Source organism: Jannaschia sp. S6380, assembly GCF_023015695.1.
In the GTDB taxonomy this organism is placed as follows: domain Bacteria; phylum Pseudomonadota; class Alphaproteobacteria; order Rhodobacterales; family Rhodobacteraceae; genus Jannaschia.
On sequence record NZ_JALKAS010000001.1, the window covers coordinates 1,620,727 to 1,637,887 of the forward strand.

General features: G+C 68.4%; 24 protein-coding genes. 8 read left to right on the forward strand and 16 right to left on the reverse strand.

The features are described 5' to 3' along the window. The first annotated feature begins 3 nt into the window (after positions 1-3). From MWU52_RS08300 to MWU52_RS08310, 3 genes are read left to right on the forward strand one after another with little or no spacing between them, the layout of a single operon-like run. Positions 4-384, forward strand: a complete 381-nt coding sequence (locus MWU52_RS08300; protein ID WP_246951037.1) for a DUF2237 domain-containing protein — start codon at positions 4-6, stop codon at positions 382-384. 29 nt (positions 385-413) lie between these two features. Then, positions 414-1,010, forward strand: coding sequence for a DUF4893 domain-containing protein (locus tag MWU52_RS08305; RefSeq protein ID WP_246951038.1), 597 nt, complete (start codon positions 414-416; stop codon positions 1,008-1,010). Beyond that, positions 1,010-1,615, forward strand: coding sequence for a GNAT family N-acetyltransferase (locus MWU52_RS08310; RefSeq protein WP_246951039.1), 606 nt, complete (start codon positions 1,010-1,012; stop codon positions 1,613-1,615). Before MWU52_RS08305 ends, MWU52_RS08310 begins: the two co-directional genes overlap by 1 nt. A gap of 60 nt (positions 1,616-1,675) precedes the next feature. On the opposite strand, the gene trpB is transcribed toward MWU52_RS08310, so the two are convergent. From trpB to MWU52_RS08360, 10 genes are all read right to left on the reverse strand, one after another. Further along, complete coding sequence (gene trpB / locus MWU52_RS08315; protein ID WP_246951040.1) at positions 1,676-2,908, reverse strand: tryptophan synthase subunit beta; 1,233 nt, start codon at positions 2,906-2,908, stop codon at positions 1,676-1,678. A gap of 59 nt (positions 2,909-2,967) precedes the next feature. Beyond that, positions 2,968-3,627 (reverse strand): phosphoribosylanthranilate isomerase, encoded by a 660-nt coding sequence (locus MWU52_RS08320; protein WP_246951041.1) that lies wholly within the window; start codon positions 3,625-3,627, stop codon positions 2,968-2,970. A 1-nt stretch (position 3,628) separates the two neighbouring features. Then, on the reverse strand, positions 3,629-3,973 hold the full coding sequence (locus MWU52_RS08325) for a LapA family protein (protein WP_246951042.1): 345 nt from the start codon (positions 3,971-3,973) through the stop codon (positions 3,629-3,631). Positions 3,974-4,032: 59 nt separating this feature from the next. Then, entirely contained in the window at positions 4,033-4,317 is a 285-nt protein-coding gene (ihfB, locus tag MWU52_RS08330) for an integration host factor subunit beta (protein WP_246951044.1), read from the reverse strand. A 388-nt stretch (positions 4,318-4,705) separates the two neighbouring features. Next, positions 4,706-6,766, reverse strand: coding sequence for a 30S ribosomal protein S1 (gene rpsA, locus MWU52_RS08335; RefSeq protein ID WP_348645500.1), 2,061 nt, complete (start codon positions 6,764-6,766; stop codon positions 4,706-4,708). 17 nt (positions 6,767-6,783) lie between these two features. After that, positions 6,784-7,467, reverse strand: coding sequence for a dienelactone hydrolase family protein (locus tag MWU52_RS08340; protein WP_246951050.1), 684 nt, complete (start codon positions 7,465-7,467; stop codon positions 6,784-6,786). 47 nt (positions 7,468-7,514) lie between these two features. Then, the gene (locus tag MWU52_RS08345; protein WP_246951052.1) at positions 7,515-8,138 is read right to left on the reverse strand and encodes a hypothetical protein; all 624 of its coding nucleotides are present in this window, start codon (positions 8,136-8,138) and stop codon (positions 7,515-7,517) included. A gap of 94 nt (positions 8,139-8,232) precedes the next feature. Then, on the reverse strand, positions 8,233-8,853 hold the full coding sequence (locus MWU52_RS08350; protein WP_246951054.1) for a d(CMP) kinase: 621 nt from the start codon (positions 8,851-8,853) through the stop codon (positions 8,233-8,235). Next, positions 8,850-9,257, reverse strand: coding sequence for a GFA family protein (locus MWU52_RS08355; protein ID WP_246951055.1), 408 nt, complete (start codon positions 9,255-9,257; stop codon positions 8,850-8,852). Before MWU52_RS08355 ends, MWU52_RS08350 begins: the two co-directional genes overlap by 4 nt. Next, on the reverse strand, positions 9,254-9,655 hold the full coding sequence (locus MWU52_RS08360) for a GFA family protein (RefSeq protein WP_246951057.1): 402 nt from the start codon (positions 9,653-9,655) through the stop codon (positions 9,254-9,256). Before MWU52_RS08360 ends, MWU52_RS08355 begins: the two co-directional genes overlap by 4 nt. Before the next feature lie 86 nt (positions 9,656-9,741). Here MWU52_RS08360 and MWU52_RS08365 point away from each other — a divergent pair, with 86 nt between their 5' ends. Continuing rightward, the gene (locus tag MWU52_RS08365; RefSeq protein ID WP_246951059.1) at positions 9,742-10,287 is read left to right on the forward strand and encodes an AAA family ATPase; all 546 of its coding nucleotides are present in this window, start codon (positions 9,742-9,744) and stop codon (positions 10,285-10,287) included. A 77-nt stretch (positions 10,288-10,364) separates the two neighbouring features. Further along, positions 10,365-10,832 carry a DUF1203 domain-containing protein gene (locus tag MWU52_RS08370; RefSeq protein WP_246951061.1) on the forward strand — a complete coding sequence of 156 codons (468 nt, stop codon included), beginning with the start codon at positions 10,365-10,367 and terminating at the stop codon, positions 10,830-10,832. Between the two features lie 3 nt (positions 10,833-10,835). Here MWU52_RS08370 and aroA read toward each other — a convergent pair whose 3' ends face one another. After that, positions 10,836-12,170, reverse strand: a complete 1,335-nt coding sequence (gene aroA / locus MWU52_RS08375; RefSeq protein ID WP_246951063.1) for a 3-phosphoshikimate 1-carboxyvinyltransferase — start codon at positions 12,168-12,170, stop codon at positions 10,836-10,838. A gap of 112 nt (positions 12,171-12,282) precedes the next feature. On the opposite strand from aroA, the gene MWU52_RS08380 reads away from it, so the two are divergent. Further along, the gene (locus MWU52_RS08380) at positions 12,283-13,326 is read left to right on the forward strand and encodes an MBL fold metallo-hydrolase (protein ID WP_246951065.1); all 1,044 of its coding nucleotides are present in this window, start codon (positions 12,283-12,285) and stop codon (positions 13,324-13,326) included. Positions 13,327-13,333: 7 nt separating this feature from the next. Here the strand turns inward: MWU52_RS08380 and MWU52_RS08385 are convergent, their stop codons facing one another. From MWU52_RS08385 to MWU52_RS08400, 4 genes are read right to left on the reverse strand one after another with little or no spacing between them, the layout of a single operon-like run. Next, entirely contained in the window at positions 13,334-14,029 is a 696-nt protein-coding gene (locus MWU52_RS08385) for a tRNA (guanine(46)-N(7))-methyltransferase TrmB (protein ID WP_246951067.1), read from the reverse strand. A 34-nt stretch (positions 14,030-14,063) separates the two neighbouring features. Further along, positions 14,064-15,128, reverse strand: a complete 1,065-nt coding sequence (locus MWU52_RS08390; RefSeq protein WP_246951068.1) for a 5-(carboxyamino)imidazole ribonucleotide synthase — start codon at positions 15,126-15,128, stop codon at positions 14,064-14,066. Then, on the reverse strand, positions 15,125-15,610 hold the full coding sequence (purE, locus tag MWU52_RS08395; protein WP_246951070.1) for a 5-(carboxyamino)imidazole ribonucleotide mutase: 486 nt from the start codon (positions 15,608-15,610) through the stop codon (positions 15,125-15,127). The genes MWU52_RS08390 and purE overlap by 4 nt, the downstream gene beginning before the upstream one ends. Positions 15,611-15,620: 10 nt before the next feature. After that, on the reverse strand, positions 15,621-15,797 hold the full coding sequence (locus MWU52_RS08400) for a DUF465 domain-containing protein (RefSeq protein ID WP_246952817.1): 177 nt from the start codon (positions 15,795-15,797) through the stop codon (positions 15,621-15,623). A 201-nt stretch (positions 15,798-15,998) separates the two neighbouring features. On the opposite strand from MWU52_RS08400, the gene MWU52_RS08405 reads away from it, so the two are divergent. Together MWU52_RS08405 and MWU52_RS08410 are read left to right on the forward strand one after the other, a co-directional pair. Continuing rightward, positions 15,999-16,442, forward strand: a complete 444-nt coding sequence (locus tag MWU52_RS08405; protein WP_246951072.1) for an Hsp20 family protein — start codon at positions 15,999-16,001, stop codon at positions 16,440-16,442. A gap of 2 nt (positions 16,443-16,444) precedes the next feature. Next, the gene (locus MWU52_RS08410; RefSeq protein WP_246951074.1) at positions 16,445-16,675 is read left to right on the forward strand and encodes a DUF1150 family protein; all 231 of its coding nucleotides are present in this window, start codon (positions 16,445-16,447) and stop codon (positions 16,673-16,675) included. A 68-nt stretch (positions 16,676-16,743) separates the two neighbouring features. Here MWU52_RS08410 and MWU52_RS08415 read toward each other — a convergent pair whose 3' ends face one another. Continuing rightward, positions 16,744-17,109, reverse strand: a complete 366-nt coding sequence (locus MWU52_RS08415) for a response regulator (protein WP_246951075.1) — start codon at positions 17,107-17,109, stop codon at positions 16,744-16,746. Positions 17,110-17,161 lie beyond the last annotated feature (52 nt).

The window sequence follows — 17,161 nt, forward strand, 5'->3', positions numbered from 1 at the left end:
GCGATGACCGGCCCCGAGAAACTGCCCGCGCGCAATGTAGACGGCGAACCGCTGGCGCCCTGTTCCACCGATCCGGTGACGGGGTTCTTCCGCGACAGCTGTTGCAACACCGGCGCGATGGACGCGGGCGTGCACACCGTCTGCGCCGTCATGACGGCGGAATTCCTGGCCCATTCCAAATATCTGGGCAACGACCTGTCGACGCCGCGCCCGGAATACAGCTTTGCCGGCCTGTCCCCCGGCGACCGTTGGTGCCTGTGCGCCGCTCGGTTCCTGCAAGCACATGACGAAGGCGTGGCGCCGCAAGTCGACCTCTCGGCCACGCATGAGCGGACGCTGGACATCGTGCCGCTGGATGTGCTCCGGCACTACGCGCTGCCCTGATCCGGCATCGAAACCGACCGGGACGACCGATGATGCGCCATGTCCTCGCACTGCTCGCCGCCCTGCTGATCGGCCCGGCCGTCCAGGCGGACGAACTTCGCGCCCCGGATGTCACGCGCCTGACCGAACTGGACGTCGCCTTCGGGCAGGCGTTGCGCCAGGCGCTCGCCATGGGGGATTCCGGCGATGTCGCGGTTCTGACCGGGGCGCTGACGGGGCCTGCCATGTCCATTGCCACGATCGAACCCGCCGGCGACTGGTCCTGCCGGACGATGAAGATGGGCGAACTCCTCCCCCTGGTCGTCTATCGGCCGTTTCGCTGTCGAATCGCGCCGGCGGGGGCGGGGCGATGGCGCATCGACAAGCTGACCGGAAGTCAGCGGCTGGCGGGTCACCTGCAGGCGGCGACGGACGGACGGGTCGTCTATCGCGGCGTCGGCCATGTCGGTGACGGCCCGGCGGTCGCCTATGCCGACCTCCCGCCCATCGACCAGACCCCGGTCGAGCCGAACCAGACCCATGCCCAGGTCGGGCTGTTCGAGCAGATGTCACGGGATCGCGCGCGCCTGCTGCTGCCGGCGCCGATCCTGGAATCGGGCTTTGACATCCTGTATCTGACGCGCTGATGCTGACCGCCGGTTTCCACGACGTGCCCGCCGGCCATGTGGCCGCGATCGTGACCCATCTGCGGATGGACAGTCGCCCGTCCGGCACCACCGCGCCCTTTCCTGCCGGCGTGGCACTGGAGCCTGTCGAAGCGCCCGACCCGGACTGGTACCGGGATCTCTTCATGCGGGTCGGCGGCCGCGATTGGCTCTGGTCGTCGCGTCTGCGGATGGATCGCGCGGAGCTCGGCCGGACACTGAATCACGAGGGCGTGGAAATCTTCGCCCCGACGGTGGATGGTCGGGCCGAAGGCTTGCTCGAACTGGACTTCCGCGATGACGAGGCGTGCGAACTGGCCTTTTTCGGTCTGACATCCGCGCTGCAGGGGTCGGGCGTCGGCCGTGCCCTGATGGGCGCCGCGCTGGACCGCGCCTTCGCCCGGCCGATCACGCATCTGGAGGTGCATACCTGCACCCTGGACAGCCCGGTCGCGCTGCCATTCTACCTCCGCGCGGGGTTCGTGCCGGTGCGTCGGGAGGTCGAGATCATGCCCGACCCTCGCCTCGACGGGACACTGCCGACCGAAGCCGCGGACCATCATCCGGTCCTGCGCGGCACGAACTGACCGCAAGGCACCGACGCGCATGGCCGGCGAAGGGTGCGCCCGCGTCGCAATGCGACGCCGCTACTGCACGTCGCCCATCTGCCATCCCAGGGCGCGCGCGACGGTGAAGATGTCCTTGTCGCCCCGCCCGCACATGTTCATGCAGATGATGTGATCGGCCGGCAGGTCCGGCGCGATCTTGACGACGTGGGCGAGCGCGTGGCTCGGCTCCAGCGCGGGAATGATCCCCTCCATCTCGCAGCAGAGCTGGAATGCCTCCAGCGCCTCGACATCGGTGATCGACACATATTTCGCGCGCCCGATCTCGTGCAGCCAGGCATGTTCCGGCCCGATCCCGGGATAGTCGAGCCCCGCGCTGATCGAGAACCCTTCGAGGATTTGCCCATCGTCGTCCTGCAGGAGGTACGTCCGGTTGCCATGCAGCACGCCGGGCCGCCCACCGGTGAGCGAGGCGCAATGCTCCATCCGGTCGTTGACGCCCTTGCCGCCCGCCTCGACCCCGATGATCGCGACCTCCTTGTCGTCGAGAAACGGGAAGAACAGACCCATCGCGTTCGACCCGCCGCCGATGGCCGCGATGATCGTGTCGGGCAGGCGCCCCTCGGCGGCCTGCATCTGCTCCTTGGCCTCCTTGCCGATGATGGCCTGGAAATCGCGCACCATCGCCGGATAGGGATGGGGCCCCGCCACGGTCCCGATGCAGTAGAACGTATTGTCGACATTGGTCACCCAGTCGCGCAGCGCGTCGTTCATCGCGTCCTTCAGCGTGCCGCGCCCGGAGGTGACGGGGATCACCTCGGCACCCAGCAGCTTCATGCGAAAGACGTTGGGGCTTTGCCGTTCGACGTCATGCGCGCCCATGTAGACGACGCATTTCAGGCCGAACTTGGCGCAGACGGTCGCGGTCGCCACGCCGTGCTGGCCCGCGCCCGTCTCGGCGATGATCCGCGTCTTGCCCATGCGCCGCGCCAGGATGATCTGGCCCAGCACGTTGTTGATCTTGTGCGCGCCGGTATGGTTCAGTTCGTCGCGCTTGAGGTAGATCTTGGCTCCGCCCAGCCGCTCGGTCAGGCGTTCGGCGAAGTAGAGCGGGCTGGGCCGGCCGACGTAATGCGTCCAGAGGTCGTGCATCTCGTCCCAGAAGCTGTCGTCGGTCTTGGCATGCTCGTATTGCCGCTCCAGCTCCAGGATCAGCGGCATCAGCGTCTCGGACACGAAGCGTCCGCCGAAATCGCCGAAACGCCCGTTTTCGTCGGGGCCGGTCATGAAACTGTTCAGAAGATCGTCGGGCATGATCGCCTCCGCTGCCTGTGGCTTCGGTCTAGAACGGCGTCCGCCGGGCCGCAACGGGCCTAGGACCGGACCGCCGCGGCAAACGCCGCGATCAGGTCCGCATCCTTTACGCCCGGGGCGCTTTCCACACCGGAGGAGACGTCGACCTGACGCGCACCGGTCATCCGCACCGCCTCGGCCACGTTGTCCGACGTCAGCCCCCCGGCCAGCATCCAGGGCACGGGCCAAGATCGCCCCGTCAGCAGCGACCAGTCGAACCCGATGCCGTTTCCGCCCGGCAGGGCACCCGGCGCCGGCTTCGCGTCGATCAGCAGTTGGTCGGCGACTTCGGCATACTGCCCGACCTCCGCCAGATCGGCACGGGTTCGCAGGCCCACCGCCTTCATCACCGGCAGCCCCATGCGCTCGCGCACGGCGGTAACACGCGCCGGCGTCTCCGCGCCGTGCAGCTGGATCATGTCCAGCGGAACCGCGTCGCAGATCGCATCCAGTTCGGCATCGTCCGGGTCGACCAGCAATGCCACCTTGGCCAGCCCCGGCGGTGCGGCCAGCGCCAGTTCGCGGGCCTGATCCATATCCACGTGTCGGGGGGACCGGCGGAAAAATACCATACCCATATAGGCGGCACCCGCCCGCGCCGCCGCGTCGACGTCGGAAACCGTGCGAAGGCCGCAGATCTTGACCCTGACATCACTGCCGGGCCGCGTCACGCGAAGCATGTCAGCGAGGGTTGTCGACCAGCGCCAGCACCTCGTCCTGCTCGGACGTCGCGCGGGTGCGGGCGAGTTCCTTTTCGAGGCGCTCCTTCTGTGCCCGCTCGGAACGCGCTTCGGCCCGGTGCTTGTGCTCGCGCAGCCATTCCCAGAAGAACCCGATCATCAGACCGACCGCCATGGCCAGGAAGATCACCACGAAGAGCGGGGCCGTGAAGCCCTGCCCGAAGCCGATATATGTTCCGACATCCTCGGGCAGGAGGCGCAGGGTGACCGCGCCGCGATTGGCCAAGGCAAGGATCAGCAGGCACAGGGCCAGGAGGCCGAGAAAGAGATAGCGCAGAAAGCTCATGCGTTTGAACTAGCCCCGCCGTGCCCCGCTGTCCAGCGACCACGACATATGCCGATGCCCTACGCCCGGCCGTTCAACCGGTCGCGGAGGAGCTTGCCCGCCTTGAAGAACGGCACATGCTTCTCCTCGACCTGAACCGCCTCGCCGGTGCGGGGGTTGCGGCCGGTGCGGGCATCCCGCTGCTTGACGGAAAACGCTCCGAAGCCACGCAGTTCTACGCGGTTGCCATCGGCCAGGGCATCGATGATCTCCTCGAAGATCGTGTTGACGATCTTTTCGACATCCCGCTGGTAAAGATGCGGATTTTCCTCCGCAATCTTCTGGATCAGCTCCGAGCGTATCATCTTGTCCCTTTCCTGCCGGGCGTCGTTTCACGTCATTACTTGCAGGTGTCTTAGAATATAGCCGAAAACCCCGGTCGGCATAAAGAGGGGATACCTGTCGAAAGCGCTTTGGCCCTTATATTATGCGTTACAGGCAGGTTCAGACGGACGCCGTTCGGGCTTCACTGGGCGGAAGTCACTTCCAGCCCCTTCATTCGTCGTGGAAAAAACGGGAACGACATCATCGCAATCCCATGGTTGCAACGACCTCGAGATCCGAGTGCTGTGGCCCAATTATCGCATTGGGCTGCCGTATTTCGACGGCAGATGGTCCTGTTAATGTCCTGAGACGCAATCGGCCCCGCTTCTTCTGCGGGGCCGTTTTCGTTCGTATCGGACCGAGTCGCGCTCAGTCGTCGTCACCCTTGAGCGCGGCGCCCAGGATGTCGCCCAGCGACGCCCCAGAGTCGGAAGAGCCGAACTGTTCCACGGCTTCCTTCTCCTCGGCGATCTCGCGTGCCTTGATCGACAGGCCCAGACGACGGTTCTTCGAATCGACGTTGGTGACCCGGACGTCGATCTTGTCGCCGACGCCGAACCGCTCCGGCCGCTGGTCGGCCCGGTCGCGCGCCAGGTCGGAGCGGCGGATGAACGACTTCATTCCCTCGTACTCGACCTCGATGCCGCCATCCTCGATCTTGGTGACCTCGACCGTGATGATCGAGCCGCGCTTCACGCCGCCGATCGCCTCGGCATAGGGGTCGCCACCGGCCGCCTTGATCGAGAGCGAGATACGCTCCTTCTCGGTGTCGACCTCGGACACGACCGCCTGGACGATATCGCCCTTGCGGTAATCGCCGATGACGTCTTCGCCCCGGCCTTCCCAGGTCAGGTCGGACAGGTGGACCATGCCGTCGATGTCACCGGGCAGACCCACGAACAGGCCGAACTCGGTGATGTTCTTGACCTCGCCCTCGACCTGCGTGCCCTCGGGATGGGTCTCGGCAAAGACTTCCCACGGGTTGCGCATCGTCTGCTTGAGGCCCAGCGACACGCGCCGCTTGGCGGTGTCGATCTCGAGGACCATGACCTCGACCTCTTGCGACGTCGACACGATCTTGCCGGGATGGACGTTCTTCTTGGTCCAGGACATCTCGGAGACGTGGACCAGCCCCTCGACGCCCGGCTCCAGCTCCACGAACGCACCGTAGTCGGTGATGTTCGTGACCCGACCCGTATGCGTCGAATCCAGCGGATACTTCGCGATCACGGTATCCCACGGATCGTCTTGCAGCTGCTTCATGCCGAGGCTGATGCGATGGGTTTCCTTGTTGATCTTGATGACCTGCACCTTGACCGTCTCGCCGATCGACAGGATCTCGCGCGGGTCGTTGACCCGGCGCCAGGCCATGTCGGTGACGTGCAGCAGGCCGTCGACACCGCCCAGGTCAACGAACGCACCGTATTCGGTGATGTTCTTGACCACGCCGTCGACGTTCTGGCCCTCGGCCAGGTTGCCGATGACCTCGGCGCGCTGTTCGGCGCGGCTCTCCTCCAGGATGGCGCGGCGCGAGACGACGATGTTGCCGCGGCGGCGATCCATCTTGAGTATCTGGAACGGCTGCTTGAGACCCATCAGCGGGCCCGCGTCGCGCACGGGGCGCACATCGACCTGGGAGCCGGGCAGGAAGGCCACGGCACCACCGAGGTCGACCGTGAAGCCACCCTTGACGCGGCCGAAGATGGCGCCCTCGACGCGCTCTTCCTTGCCGTAGGCTTCTTCCAGACGGTCCCACGCGGCTTCGCGACGGGCCATCTCGTGGCTGATGACGGCTTCGCCACGCGCGTTCTCGACGTTGCGAAGGTAGACTTCCACCTCGTCGCCGACCTCGACCTCGGGCGCCTCGCCGGGCTGTGCGAATTCCTTCAGATCGACGCGGCCTTCCATCTTGTAGCCGACGTCGATGATGGCCTGGCCGGCTTCGATCGCCAGCACCTTGCCCTTGACCACCGACCCCTCGGTCGGCGTGTCGATTTCGAGGCTTTCGTTCAAGAGGGCCTCGAACTCCTCCATGGATGCATTTTGCGCCATATGGCTGTGTCTATTCCTTTGTTTGGTTTGCTGGCCGTGCGGTTGTCTCCGCCGGTCTTGGATTGGTCTGGAAAACGCGGTCAGGTTCGGCTTGCCCTGTGGGGGCCGCATCCGGGACGCGCTGTCGGGTGACGCGCGGGGACTTAGGCGAAATGCCCGCCCACCGCAAGGGGAACGCGCGGACGGGCCCGCTCCGCCCGGGCGACCGTGCTGAGGATTTCCGCAATCGCCGAACGGAGGCGGATCGGCCATATTTGGATTGCGCTGGGGGGAAACCGAAAAGGGGCCGGCGCGCGCGTGGCCGATGTTCCCTGCATCGACTGTCCGTCCCTGCCACGCGTCCCCGCAAGGTCGCGGATGCCGACATGGTTCGGGCATCCGCGGCCGGCGCGGCGTCAGGTCAGATGCGCCGACAGAAACGCCTCGGTCGCGGCCCAAGTCCGGCGGGCCGAGACCTCGACATATCCCATGCCGGGGGCGCGCCCCGCCTGGTCGGGGTTGGTGAAGGCATGGCCCGTCCCGCCGAAACACAACGCATGCCAGTCCGCCGAATGGCGCTCCAGCTCCGCCGCCATCTTCTCGAAATCGTCCGGCGTGGCCAGCGGGTCGTTCCAGCCGTGGCACAGCAGCACGGGCGGCATCGCGACCGTCTCGAACGGGGGCGCGTCATAGATGCCGTGCAGGCTGACGGCGGCGTCCAGATCGCCCGCGCGCGCCATGTCGAGTACCGCCTTCGCCCCGAAGCAGAACCCGATCGCACCGACCTTGCGCCCCGCCTGGCCGATCTCGGCCAGCGCCGCCTCGGTCCGCGCGAGCAGGGTCCGGCGGTCGTCGTTCAGCCGCCCCATCGCGGCCCCCGCCTCGGCCATGTCGGCAGCGGTCCAGCCGTCGCCGTAATAGTCGACCCCCAGCACGTCATAGCCCATGGCGGCGAAGCGATCGCACTGGGCCATCTCGAACGCGCGCAGCCCGGCGAAGGCCGGAATCACCAGCAAGGCCGCGCCGTTCGGCGCCTCCGGCCGGGCGCGATAGCCCAGCATGCCCTGCCCGCCAGCGTCGTAAGCGTGTCGTTCACCCATCTCTTTCCTCCCGTCCGGGGGCCGACATGCCCCGCGGGCGGATCAGATCAGATATCCTGCCCGCGATCCAGAAGCCGCTCCAACAGCTTTTGCTGCTCGCCCGCGCTGTCGCCGCGGCCGAACTGCATCGCCCCCGAGCTGTAGAGCGTCCCATAGCTCAACGCGACGTTCACCGTCTGCCCGATCCCCGAGATGAGTTGCGTCCGGCGCAGCGATTTCAGCGGGTGAATATAGACGGCCCAGACCCGGCCTTCGGCGACCGCGTAACGGGCGTCCAGCGCGCTGTCGAAATTGGCCTGCATCATCCGCAACATGTCCTCGGGCGCCAGTCCCTCGGCCGAGCGGATCGGGACCATCGCGCGCATCCGGTCGGCACGCGGATCGGTCACGATCAGCACCGGCACATCCTCGACCGTCAGGCGGAAGGATGCGCCGGCGCGCTCTGCCGCCGGATCGAGCGCGCGCAGAACGGCCTCCATGCGGGCCAGGTCCATGTCGCCCTCGACGGCGGCGGCGGGCGGCGCGCCCGGCCGCGACTGACCGGACGCCACGTCGGTCAGGCCGAACCCCATCAGCACGACCGCGAAGATCAGGATTAGCGGACGCAGGGCGGCGACCCTGTCCGTGCGGGAACGGACGATCGAACGGCGGGCGGTACGCGACGGAGTCATGGCCACATCCTTCCAGGCAATTGCCCGGAGCTTAGGCCGACCTTCGCGTTCCGTGCCAAGCACCTTTCGGTGAGCGTGTCGCGACCGGCGGCCGTCAGCCGCCGCGCGGGCCCAGGACGCGCGCGACCTCGTCAATGGCGGCCTGGACGGCCTGGCCCACATCCATCTCGGACGTGTCGATGACGATGGCATCGGGCGCCGCGACCAGCGGGGCGGAGGCCCGCGCCATGTCGCGGGCATCGCGGGCGCGCACATCGTCCAGCACCTCGTCCCGCGACACGTCCGTTCCACGGGCGACGAGTTCCTGATACCGGCGTTCGGCCCGAACCTCGGGCGAGGCGGTGACGTAAAGCTTCACCTCCGCATCCGGGCAGATCACGGTGCAGATGTCCCGCCCGTCCAGGACGGCCCCGCCCTCGGCGCGGGCGAACCGCCGCTGGAACGATGTCAGCGCCGCGCGCACCTCCGGGTCGACGGCGACTTGGCTGGCCGCATCCGCCACGGCCTGCGTACGCAACGTATCGCCCTGCAGGTCGTCGGGCACGAGGCTGCGCGCCGCCGCCCGCGCCTCGGCCCCGGCCAGCACCTTGGCCCCGACCGCCCGGTAGAGAAGCCCCGTATCCAGATGACCGAAGCCGAAATGCCCGGCCACCGCCCGGCTGATCGTGCCCTTGCCGGCCGCCGCCGGCCCGTCGATCGCCACGGTAAAGATCATGTTCCCGCCTTCGTCGTCAGCTTGGCATCACAGCCCGGCACCTGCCGTTCGGTCGCGGGCAGGTCGTACCAGTCGCCCCTGTCCGCGCAGAAGATATGGCCCGCCAGCGCCAGGCCCGTGGGCCCGTCCAGCGCGCCGGCCATGATCGACAGGTTCGCGCCGGGTCCGTCCCAGAACAGCTGGCTGCCGCAGGTCGGGCAGAACCCCCGGCGGGCCTCGTCGCTGGACCGGAACCAACGGACTTCGCCCGCGACCGTCAACGCATCGCGCGGGGCGGAGGTGGCGGCGACGAAGTTCCCCGTGGTCCTGCGGCATTGTCCGCAATGGCACGCGACGACCGGGCGCATCGGGCCGTCCACCGCGAAGGTCACCGCGCCGCACAGGCAGGATCCGGCACGCCTCATGCCGGCACCTCGGCACCGGATCGACCGGCCGCGAAACACGGCAGCCCGTCGCCCGCACGGTAATAGTCGCCCCGGTCGGCATAGAAGATATGCGCGTCCATCCGCAGGCCGGTCGGCAAATCCAGCGAACCCGCCATGACATAGGCCAGCCCGTCGCCCTCCTCCCAGAACAGATAGCTGCCGCAGGTGCCGCAGAACCCGCGCCGCGCCATCGGGCTGGAGCGGTACCACGTCACCTCGCCCCGAAGCGCGATGCTGTCCCACGGCGCGGGCGTGGCGGCGGCGTAATGGCCGGTCTGCTTGCGGCACTGGGTGCAGTGGCAGGCCGTGACCGGACCCAGCTCGTGGTCGATCTCGTATCGCACCTGCCCGCAAAGGCAGCCTCCGGTCCGGGTCATCGCGCACCTCCCTTTTCGGTCTGACTAGCCGCCCGGGCGGCGCGCGTCCACTTGACCCGCCCCGCCGGGCCGTCAGGGTGGCGGCCATGCGGCGCGTCATGATCATCGGCCAGCCCGGTTCGGGCAAGTCCACCCTCGCCCGCGCGATGGGCGAGATCACGCATCTGCCGGTCGTGCACATGGATCGGATCCAGTGGCGCCCCGGCTGGGTCGAGACCGACCGGGCGGAGCGGACCGAACGCACGCTGGCCATCCACCGCCGCCCGACCTGGATCTTCGAGGGCGGCCATTCGCAGACCTGGCCCGACCGGCTGGCCCATGCGGACACGCTGATCTGGCTGGACCTGGGCATCGGTCTGCGGCTTCGTCGGGTCACGCTGCGGTCGTTGCGTTGGCTGGGGCGGACACGGCCCGACATTCAGGACGCCTGCCCCGAACGCATCTCGCCCGGGTTCTACCGCTACATCTGGCGCACGCGCCACAGCTCGCGGGCGCGGATGCGGGCGACCTTCGACGATGCCGGCCCTGATGTCGCGCGCCATCACCTGCAAAGCCCCCGCGCGGTCGCGACCTACCTCGACGCGCTGCGGCGGGCGGTGGCGGTTGGCAACCTCGGCATTCCGCACCGCTGATCCCGCAGGATACGGGTCGGGCGCGCCGCGTCGCCGTGACACGCTCGGGCCGTCACCCAAGCCGAAAGGAGAACGCCATGACGTTTCAGGTTCATCCCCTGCCCTATGCCCCCTTCGCCGACCTGTTCGATCGCAGCGATGCCGAACTGGCGACCATCGGCGCGCGGCGCAAGGTCGTGGCGGAAAGCGCCGGCACACCTTGCCGCGTCAGCCTGATCGACGCGGAACCGGGCGAGACGGTGATCCTGACGAACCACGCGCATCTACCCGACCGCTCGCCCTACCGCGCCACCCATGCGATCTATGTCCGCCACAACGCCGAAGCCCTGCATCCCGCCCCGGGCACGCTGCCACCGGTCATGCGGAACAGGACGCTCTCGATCCGCGCCTTTGACGCGGATCACATGATGCGCGGGGCCGGGATCGCGGAAGGCGCGGCCGTCGCACCGCTTCTCGACCGGATGCTCGCCGATCCCGACATCGCCTATATCCATGTCCATTTCGCCGCGGCCGGCTGCTTCTCCGCCCGCGTCACGCGCGCCTGAACCTCAGGACAGGGTCGCGCCCAGCCCCGCCATCAGGTTGCGGAAGATCGGGAATGACGTCGCGATCGGCCCGGCATCGTCGACGGTGATCGCCGCCTGCGCCGCCATTCCGGCCACGAGGAAACTCATCGCGATCCGGTGGTCCAGATGCACCGCCACCGTGGCGCCACCGGCAATGCCGCCGGGGCCGCGCCCGTCGACCTCCCACCAATCGTCGCCGTCGCGCACGGTGATCCCGCAGGCGCGCAGCCCCGTGGCCATCGCGTCGATGCGGTCGCATTCCTTGACGCGCAATTCGGCCACGCCGCGCATCACGGTCGTCCCCCCGGCGCAGGCGGCCACGACCGAAAGCACCGGATATTCGTCGATCATGCTGGCGGCCCGGTCGGGCGGCACCTCGATCCCCTTCATGTCGGGCGAGAAGCGCGCGCGCAGGTCGGCCACGGGTTCTCCCCCTTCCTCGCGCGGGTTCTCGTAGGTCAGGTCCGCGCCCATGTCGCGCAGCGTCTCGAACAGGCCCGCCCGCGTGGGATTCAGCCCGATATTCGGCACCAGCACGTCCGATCCCGGCACGATCAGCGCCGCACAGACGGGGAACGCGGCCGAGGACGGGTCGCGCGGCACGGCGATCGTCTGGGGCCGCAGCTCGGGCCGGCCGACCAGCGTGATTTCCCGACCCTCGTCCGTCTCGCGCGTCTCGATCTGCGCGCCGAACCCCGCCAGCATCCGTTCCGAATGGTCGCGCGTCGCCTCGCGCTCGATTACCACGGTCTCGCCCGGCGCGTTCAACCCGGCCAGCAGCACCGCCGATTTCACCTGCGCCGACGCGACCGGCGTGACGTACCGAACCGGCACCGGATCGGCGGCACCCACCAGGGTCATCGGCAAGCGCCCGCCCGAGCGTCCATGCGCCACCGCGCCGAACAGCGCCAGCGGGTCCGTCACCCGCGCCATCGGCCGCGCGCGGAGCGACGCGTCACCCGTATAGGTCACCGAGAACCCATGCGTCGCCGCCGCCCCCATCAGCAGGCGCACGCCAGTGCCCGAATTGCCGCAATCGATCACGTCCTCCGGCTCCATCAGGCCGCCGACACCGGCGCCATGCACGACCCAGGCGTCGCCGTCGCGCGCGACCTGCGCCCCGAAGGCCCGCATCGCGGCGGCGGTATCCAGGACGTCCTGCCCCTCCAGCAGACCGGTGATCCGCGTCTCGCCCACCGCCATCGCGCCCAGGATCAGGGACCGGTGGCTGATCGACTTGTCGCCCGGCACATGCGCGGTGCCCGTCAGCGGGCCGCCCGGACGGGCCGTCAGGGGGGTTGCGGGGCCGTGGCTCATGGGGCTCTCCTCGTCGGTCGCAGGCGGGCATAGACCGCAGACCTTCGCGCGTCCATGCCTCTGATTGCCGATCCCCTGTCATCGCGGACCTGCATCCGCTATCGAATGCGGCATGAAGCGCCGCACCCTCCTCGGTCTCGCCGGAATGCTGGGCATCGGCGCCTGTGCCACGCGCGAGGTCGCGCGCGGCAACCCCTACTACAGCGGGCCGATCTCCGATCACTTCGACGGCACGCGGTTCTTCAATCCGGGTGGCGCCCCGCCCCGTGGCTTTACCGACCTCCTGCGCTGGCATTTCGGCGAGACCGGGGCCGAATGGCCCGACAGCGTTGCCGTCACGCCCACCGTGCCCCAAACCCGCGTCGCGGGGCTGCGCGTGACGATGGTCGGCCATGCCACGGTGCTGGTCCAGGCGGGCGGGGCGAACATCCTGGTCGATCCGGTCTGGTCACGCCGGGTCAGCCCGTTCAGCTTCGCCGGTCCCGCCCGCGTTACCGCGCCCGGCATCGCGTTCGACGACCTGCCGCCCATCGATGCGGTCCTCGTCAGCCACAATCACTACGACCACATGGACATCGCCACCCTGCGCCGCCTGCATGCGCGCGATCGCGTGCCGATCGTCACGCCGCTGGGCAACGACACGATCCTGCGGGGCGCGATCGACGGCGTCAACGTCCGCGTGGGCGACTGGGGCGACCGGGTGGAGGTCGCCGGCGTGGCGATCCGCCTGCTGCCCTGCCATCACTGGAGTGCGCGGGGCACGCGCGACCGGTCCTTCGCGCTGTGGTGCAGCTTCGCCGTCGAGACGCCGGCGGGGCGCGTCCTGGCCTGCGGCGACACCGGCTATGACAGCGGCCGTCCCTACGCGGCGGCAGCAAGGCACGGGCCTTACCGCCTGGCGATCATCCCGATCGGGGCCTACGCGCCCCGCTGGTTCATGCGCCATCAGCATCAGAACCCCGAGGAGGCGGTGGCCGGCTTCGCCGCCTGCGGTGCAGAGAACGCCCTGGCCGCGCATTGGGGCACGTTCCAGCTAACGAACGAGGCACGGGAGGAGCCGCCGGAACGCCTGGCCCTCGCCCTCCGTGCCGCGGATGTCGAACCCGACCGGTTCCGCGCCCTGCCCCCCGGCGGGGTCTGGGACGTTCGGGCCTAAGACCCCGTCAGTCGCGGCGGAACGTCAGGTAATGCGGCACCCGCCCCTCGCGGATCGCCTTGGTCTCATAGCGGGTGCGCGTCCAGTCGGACCAAGGGTCGCGCCAGTCCGAAGGCCCCTCAGCCATCCAGGTGAAACCGTGGCGTGGCACCTCCTGCAGGGTCTGGCGGACATAATCGGGGATGTCCGTCGCCACCCGGAACTCCGCCCCCGGTCGCAGGGCGGCGGCCAGCGGCACCAAGTGCTCCCCGGTCACGAAACGCCGCCGATGGTGGCGCGTCTTCGGCCATGGATCGGGATAGAGCAGGAACGCCTTCGAGATGCTGCGCGCCGGCAGCACGTCGAACAGGTCGCGCACGTCGCCTGGATGGATGCGCACATTGTCGGCCCCGGCCCGGCGCAACTTGCCCAGCAGCATGGCGACCCCGTTGATGTAAGGCTCCGCCCCGATGATACCGACATCGGGGTTCAGGTTGGCCTGGTGCACCATGTGTTCGCCGCCGCCGAACCCGATCTCCAGCCAGACGTCGCGCCCGCCGAACAGCGCATCGAGGTCCAGCGGCCGCCGGTCGGGATTTTCGTCCCAACCAACCGGGCCGGGCGACAGCGCCGTCAGATCGGCGTCGAGATAACCCTGGTGCGACGCCTTAAGGTGCTTGCCCTTGATGCGGCCATAGAAATTGCGATGCGGTCGTTCGGTCATGTCTCACTTGCGGTTGAGGGTCGGTCGGATCGTTTCAGCGAACGATGCGGTTGATATGGCCCATCTTTCGGCCCGGTCGGGTCTCGGCCTTCCCATAGAGGTGGATCTGCGTGTCCGGTGACGCCAGCAGCGCGGGCAGCTTGTCCATGTCGTCCCCGATGAGGTTCTCCATCACCACATCCGCATGGCGCCGTCCGTTGCCCAACGGCAGACCCGCGACGGCGCGAATGTGCTGCTCGAACTGGTCGACGGCGCATCCGGCCTGCGTCCAGTGGCCCGAATTGTGCACGCGGGGCGCGATCTCGTTCACGACGAGGCCGTCCGCGGTCACGAACAATTCCACCCCCATCACGCCGACATAGTCCAGCGCGTTCAGGATCCGCCCGGCCAGCAGGGCCGCATCCGCGCGCAGGCTGCCGGGAATGGCGGCGGGCACCGTCGTCGTTCGCAGGATCCCCGCTTCGTGGACGTTCTCGCCCGGGTCGAAGCAGACCACCTCGCCGGACAGGCCGCGCGCGGCGATCACGCTGATCTCGCGGCTGAACGCCACGAACCCTTCCAGAATGGCATCCTGCCCGCCCATCTCGGCGAACGCGGCCTGCGCCTGGCCGGGCGCGTCCAGCCGGACCTGGCCCTTGCCGTCATAGCCCAGCCGTCGCGTCTTGAGGATCGCGGGCGTGCCCAGCGCCATCAGCGCCGCCTCCAGCACCGTCAGGTCGGGCACGTCGCGGAAAGGCGCGACCGAAAGGCCGAGGCCGTCCAGGAACGTCTTTTCCGTCAAACGATCCTGGCTGACGGCCAGCGCCTGCAATCCGGGGCGGATCGGCACCAGGGCGCCCAGCAGGTCCAACGCGTTGGCCGGCACGTTCTCGAACTCGTAGGTCACCACGTCGCAGGCCCGCGCGAAGCCCTCCAGCGCGGCGATGTCCTCGTAGCTGGCCTGCGTGACCACACCCGCGACCTGCCCCGCCGGCGCCGCGCCGGGCTCGAAGACATGCGTGCCATAGCCCAGCCGGCTGGCCGCGACCGCCAGCATCCGCCCCAGCTGTCCCCCGCCGAGGATGCCGATGGTGGCGCCCGGCGGCAGCGCGCCCATCATTCCGGCACCTCGGGGATCGCCGCCGACAGGTCCGCCCGCCACCGGTCCAGCCGCGCGGCCAGATCCGCGTCGCCCAACGCCAGGATCGCCGCCGCCATCAGCCCCGCGTTCGCCGCGCCCGCCGCGCCGATCGCCATCGTCGCCACCGGAAATCCGCGCGGCATCTGGACGATGGAATACAGGCTGTCGACGCCCGACAGGGCCTGCGTGCGCACCGGCACGCCGATCACGGGCAGCCGGGTCTTCGATGCCATCATGCCGGGCAGATGCGCCGCACCGCCCGCGCCCGCGATGATGACCCGCAGCCCCCGCTCGGCCGCCGTGCGGCCGTAGTCCCACAATCGGTCGGGCGTGCGGTGCGCCGATACGATCCGCGCCTCATGCGCCACGCCGAGTGCGTCAAGGATACCGGCCGACTCGCGCATCGTCGGCCAGTCCGAGTTGGAACCCATGATGATGCCTACCGGCGGGGCGTCGGTCATTCGGATAGCCTCAGGCGATGATGTCGGGGGTCAGCTCGTCCTCGATCCGCGCGATGCGGTCCTTCAGCGAGAGCTTCTGCTTCTTGAGCCGCTTTATCACCAGCAGGTCGGGGTTCCGGCTATCCTCGATGGCGCGGATCGCGGTGTCGAGGTCGCGGTGATCCTGCCGCAGAACCTCCAGGCGCATCCGCAGGATGTCCTCGTGGCTCAGTTCTTCGGGGGCATGGGTCACGTGCGGCCTCGCGCGGTTCGTGCCGCGTCCTACACCGCCCGTGCCCGCGAATCCAACCATCTTGCGTCCCGGTTGGCCAAACCCCACATAAACCCTTGACCGACGCCGCTTACGGGTCGGGACATCATCGGATCGCTTTGCGAAAGGACCCGAGCCATGACCAAGCCGACCTTCGGCACACATCCCTTCCTGCTGGGCTTCGATGAGCTGGAGCGTCTGGTGGAACGCACCGTTCGCACCGGCAACGACGGCTATCCGCCCTACAACATCGAACAGACCGGCGAGGCGGGGTTCCGCATCACGCTGGCCGTCGCCGGCTTCGCCGAGGCCGATCTGTCCATCACGCTGGAGGATCGCCAACTGGTGATCCGCGGCCGGTCGCAGGACGACGACGCCCGCGTGTACCTGCATCGGGGCATTGCCGCGCGTCAGTTCCAGCGCGCCTTCGTGCTGGCCGACGGGGTCGAGGTGTCGGGTGCGACACTTGAACACGGCCTTTTGCATGTCGACCTGCAACGATCCGCGCCGGAGAACGTTGTCAAGACGATCCGCATCGAAACCGGCGCCCAGTCGGACGCCCGAACCTCTCGGAAGGAATGACCATGCCACAGCATATCGACTTCGAAACGGTCGGCGGGTCGCTGGTCTATATCCGCAAGGTGGATGTCGAGGATCTGCCCGATGCGGTGCAGGAGGAGGCGCGCGAAGGGGGGCTGGACGAACTCTACGCCCTGCACCGCGCCGATGGTGAACAGGTCGCCCTGGTCGGCGACCGCAGCCTGGCCTTCAATCTTGCGCGGCAGAACGACCTGCACCCCGTCAGCGTCCACTGACCGAATTCCGGCCGGGGCGCACCCGGCCGGTCACGACGACATCGCATGTTCTAAAACGACGTCCCGCCTCAGCGGCAGGCTTTCGCTATGAGCGATGCCACCTCGGCGACGATCTCGGCGCGCCGCGCGGGCTTCTCCACCATGCGTATGTCACGGCCATAGCGGCGCATTAGGGTTTCCCTGTCGCCGCTTCCGGTATGGAACAGAAACGGCTTCCGCGATGCCATCAATCGATCGGCCACCGGATAGACCTTCTGGTCCCAGAGATCGACGTCCAGAACGGCGCAGTCGACATCCTCGCAAGCGGAGAGCGCGCTTTCGACCGTGGCGAATGGCCCGGCGACACGCGCGCCCGCGTCCTCCAGAGTCAGGGACAGATCCAGCGCCAGCAGCGCCTCGTCCTCGACCAACATTACGTTGCAATCATCCAGCATTGCGGCCTCTCGGGTTCCTGCTCGGGGCGTCTGCGCGCCCTCTTGCTCGGTC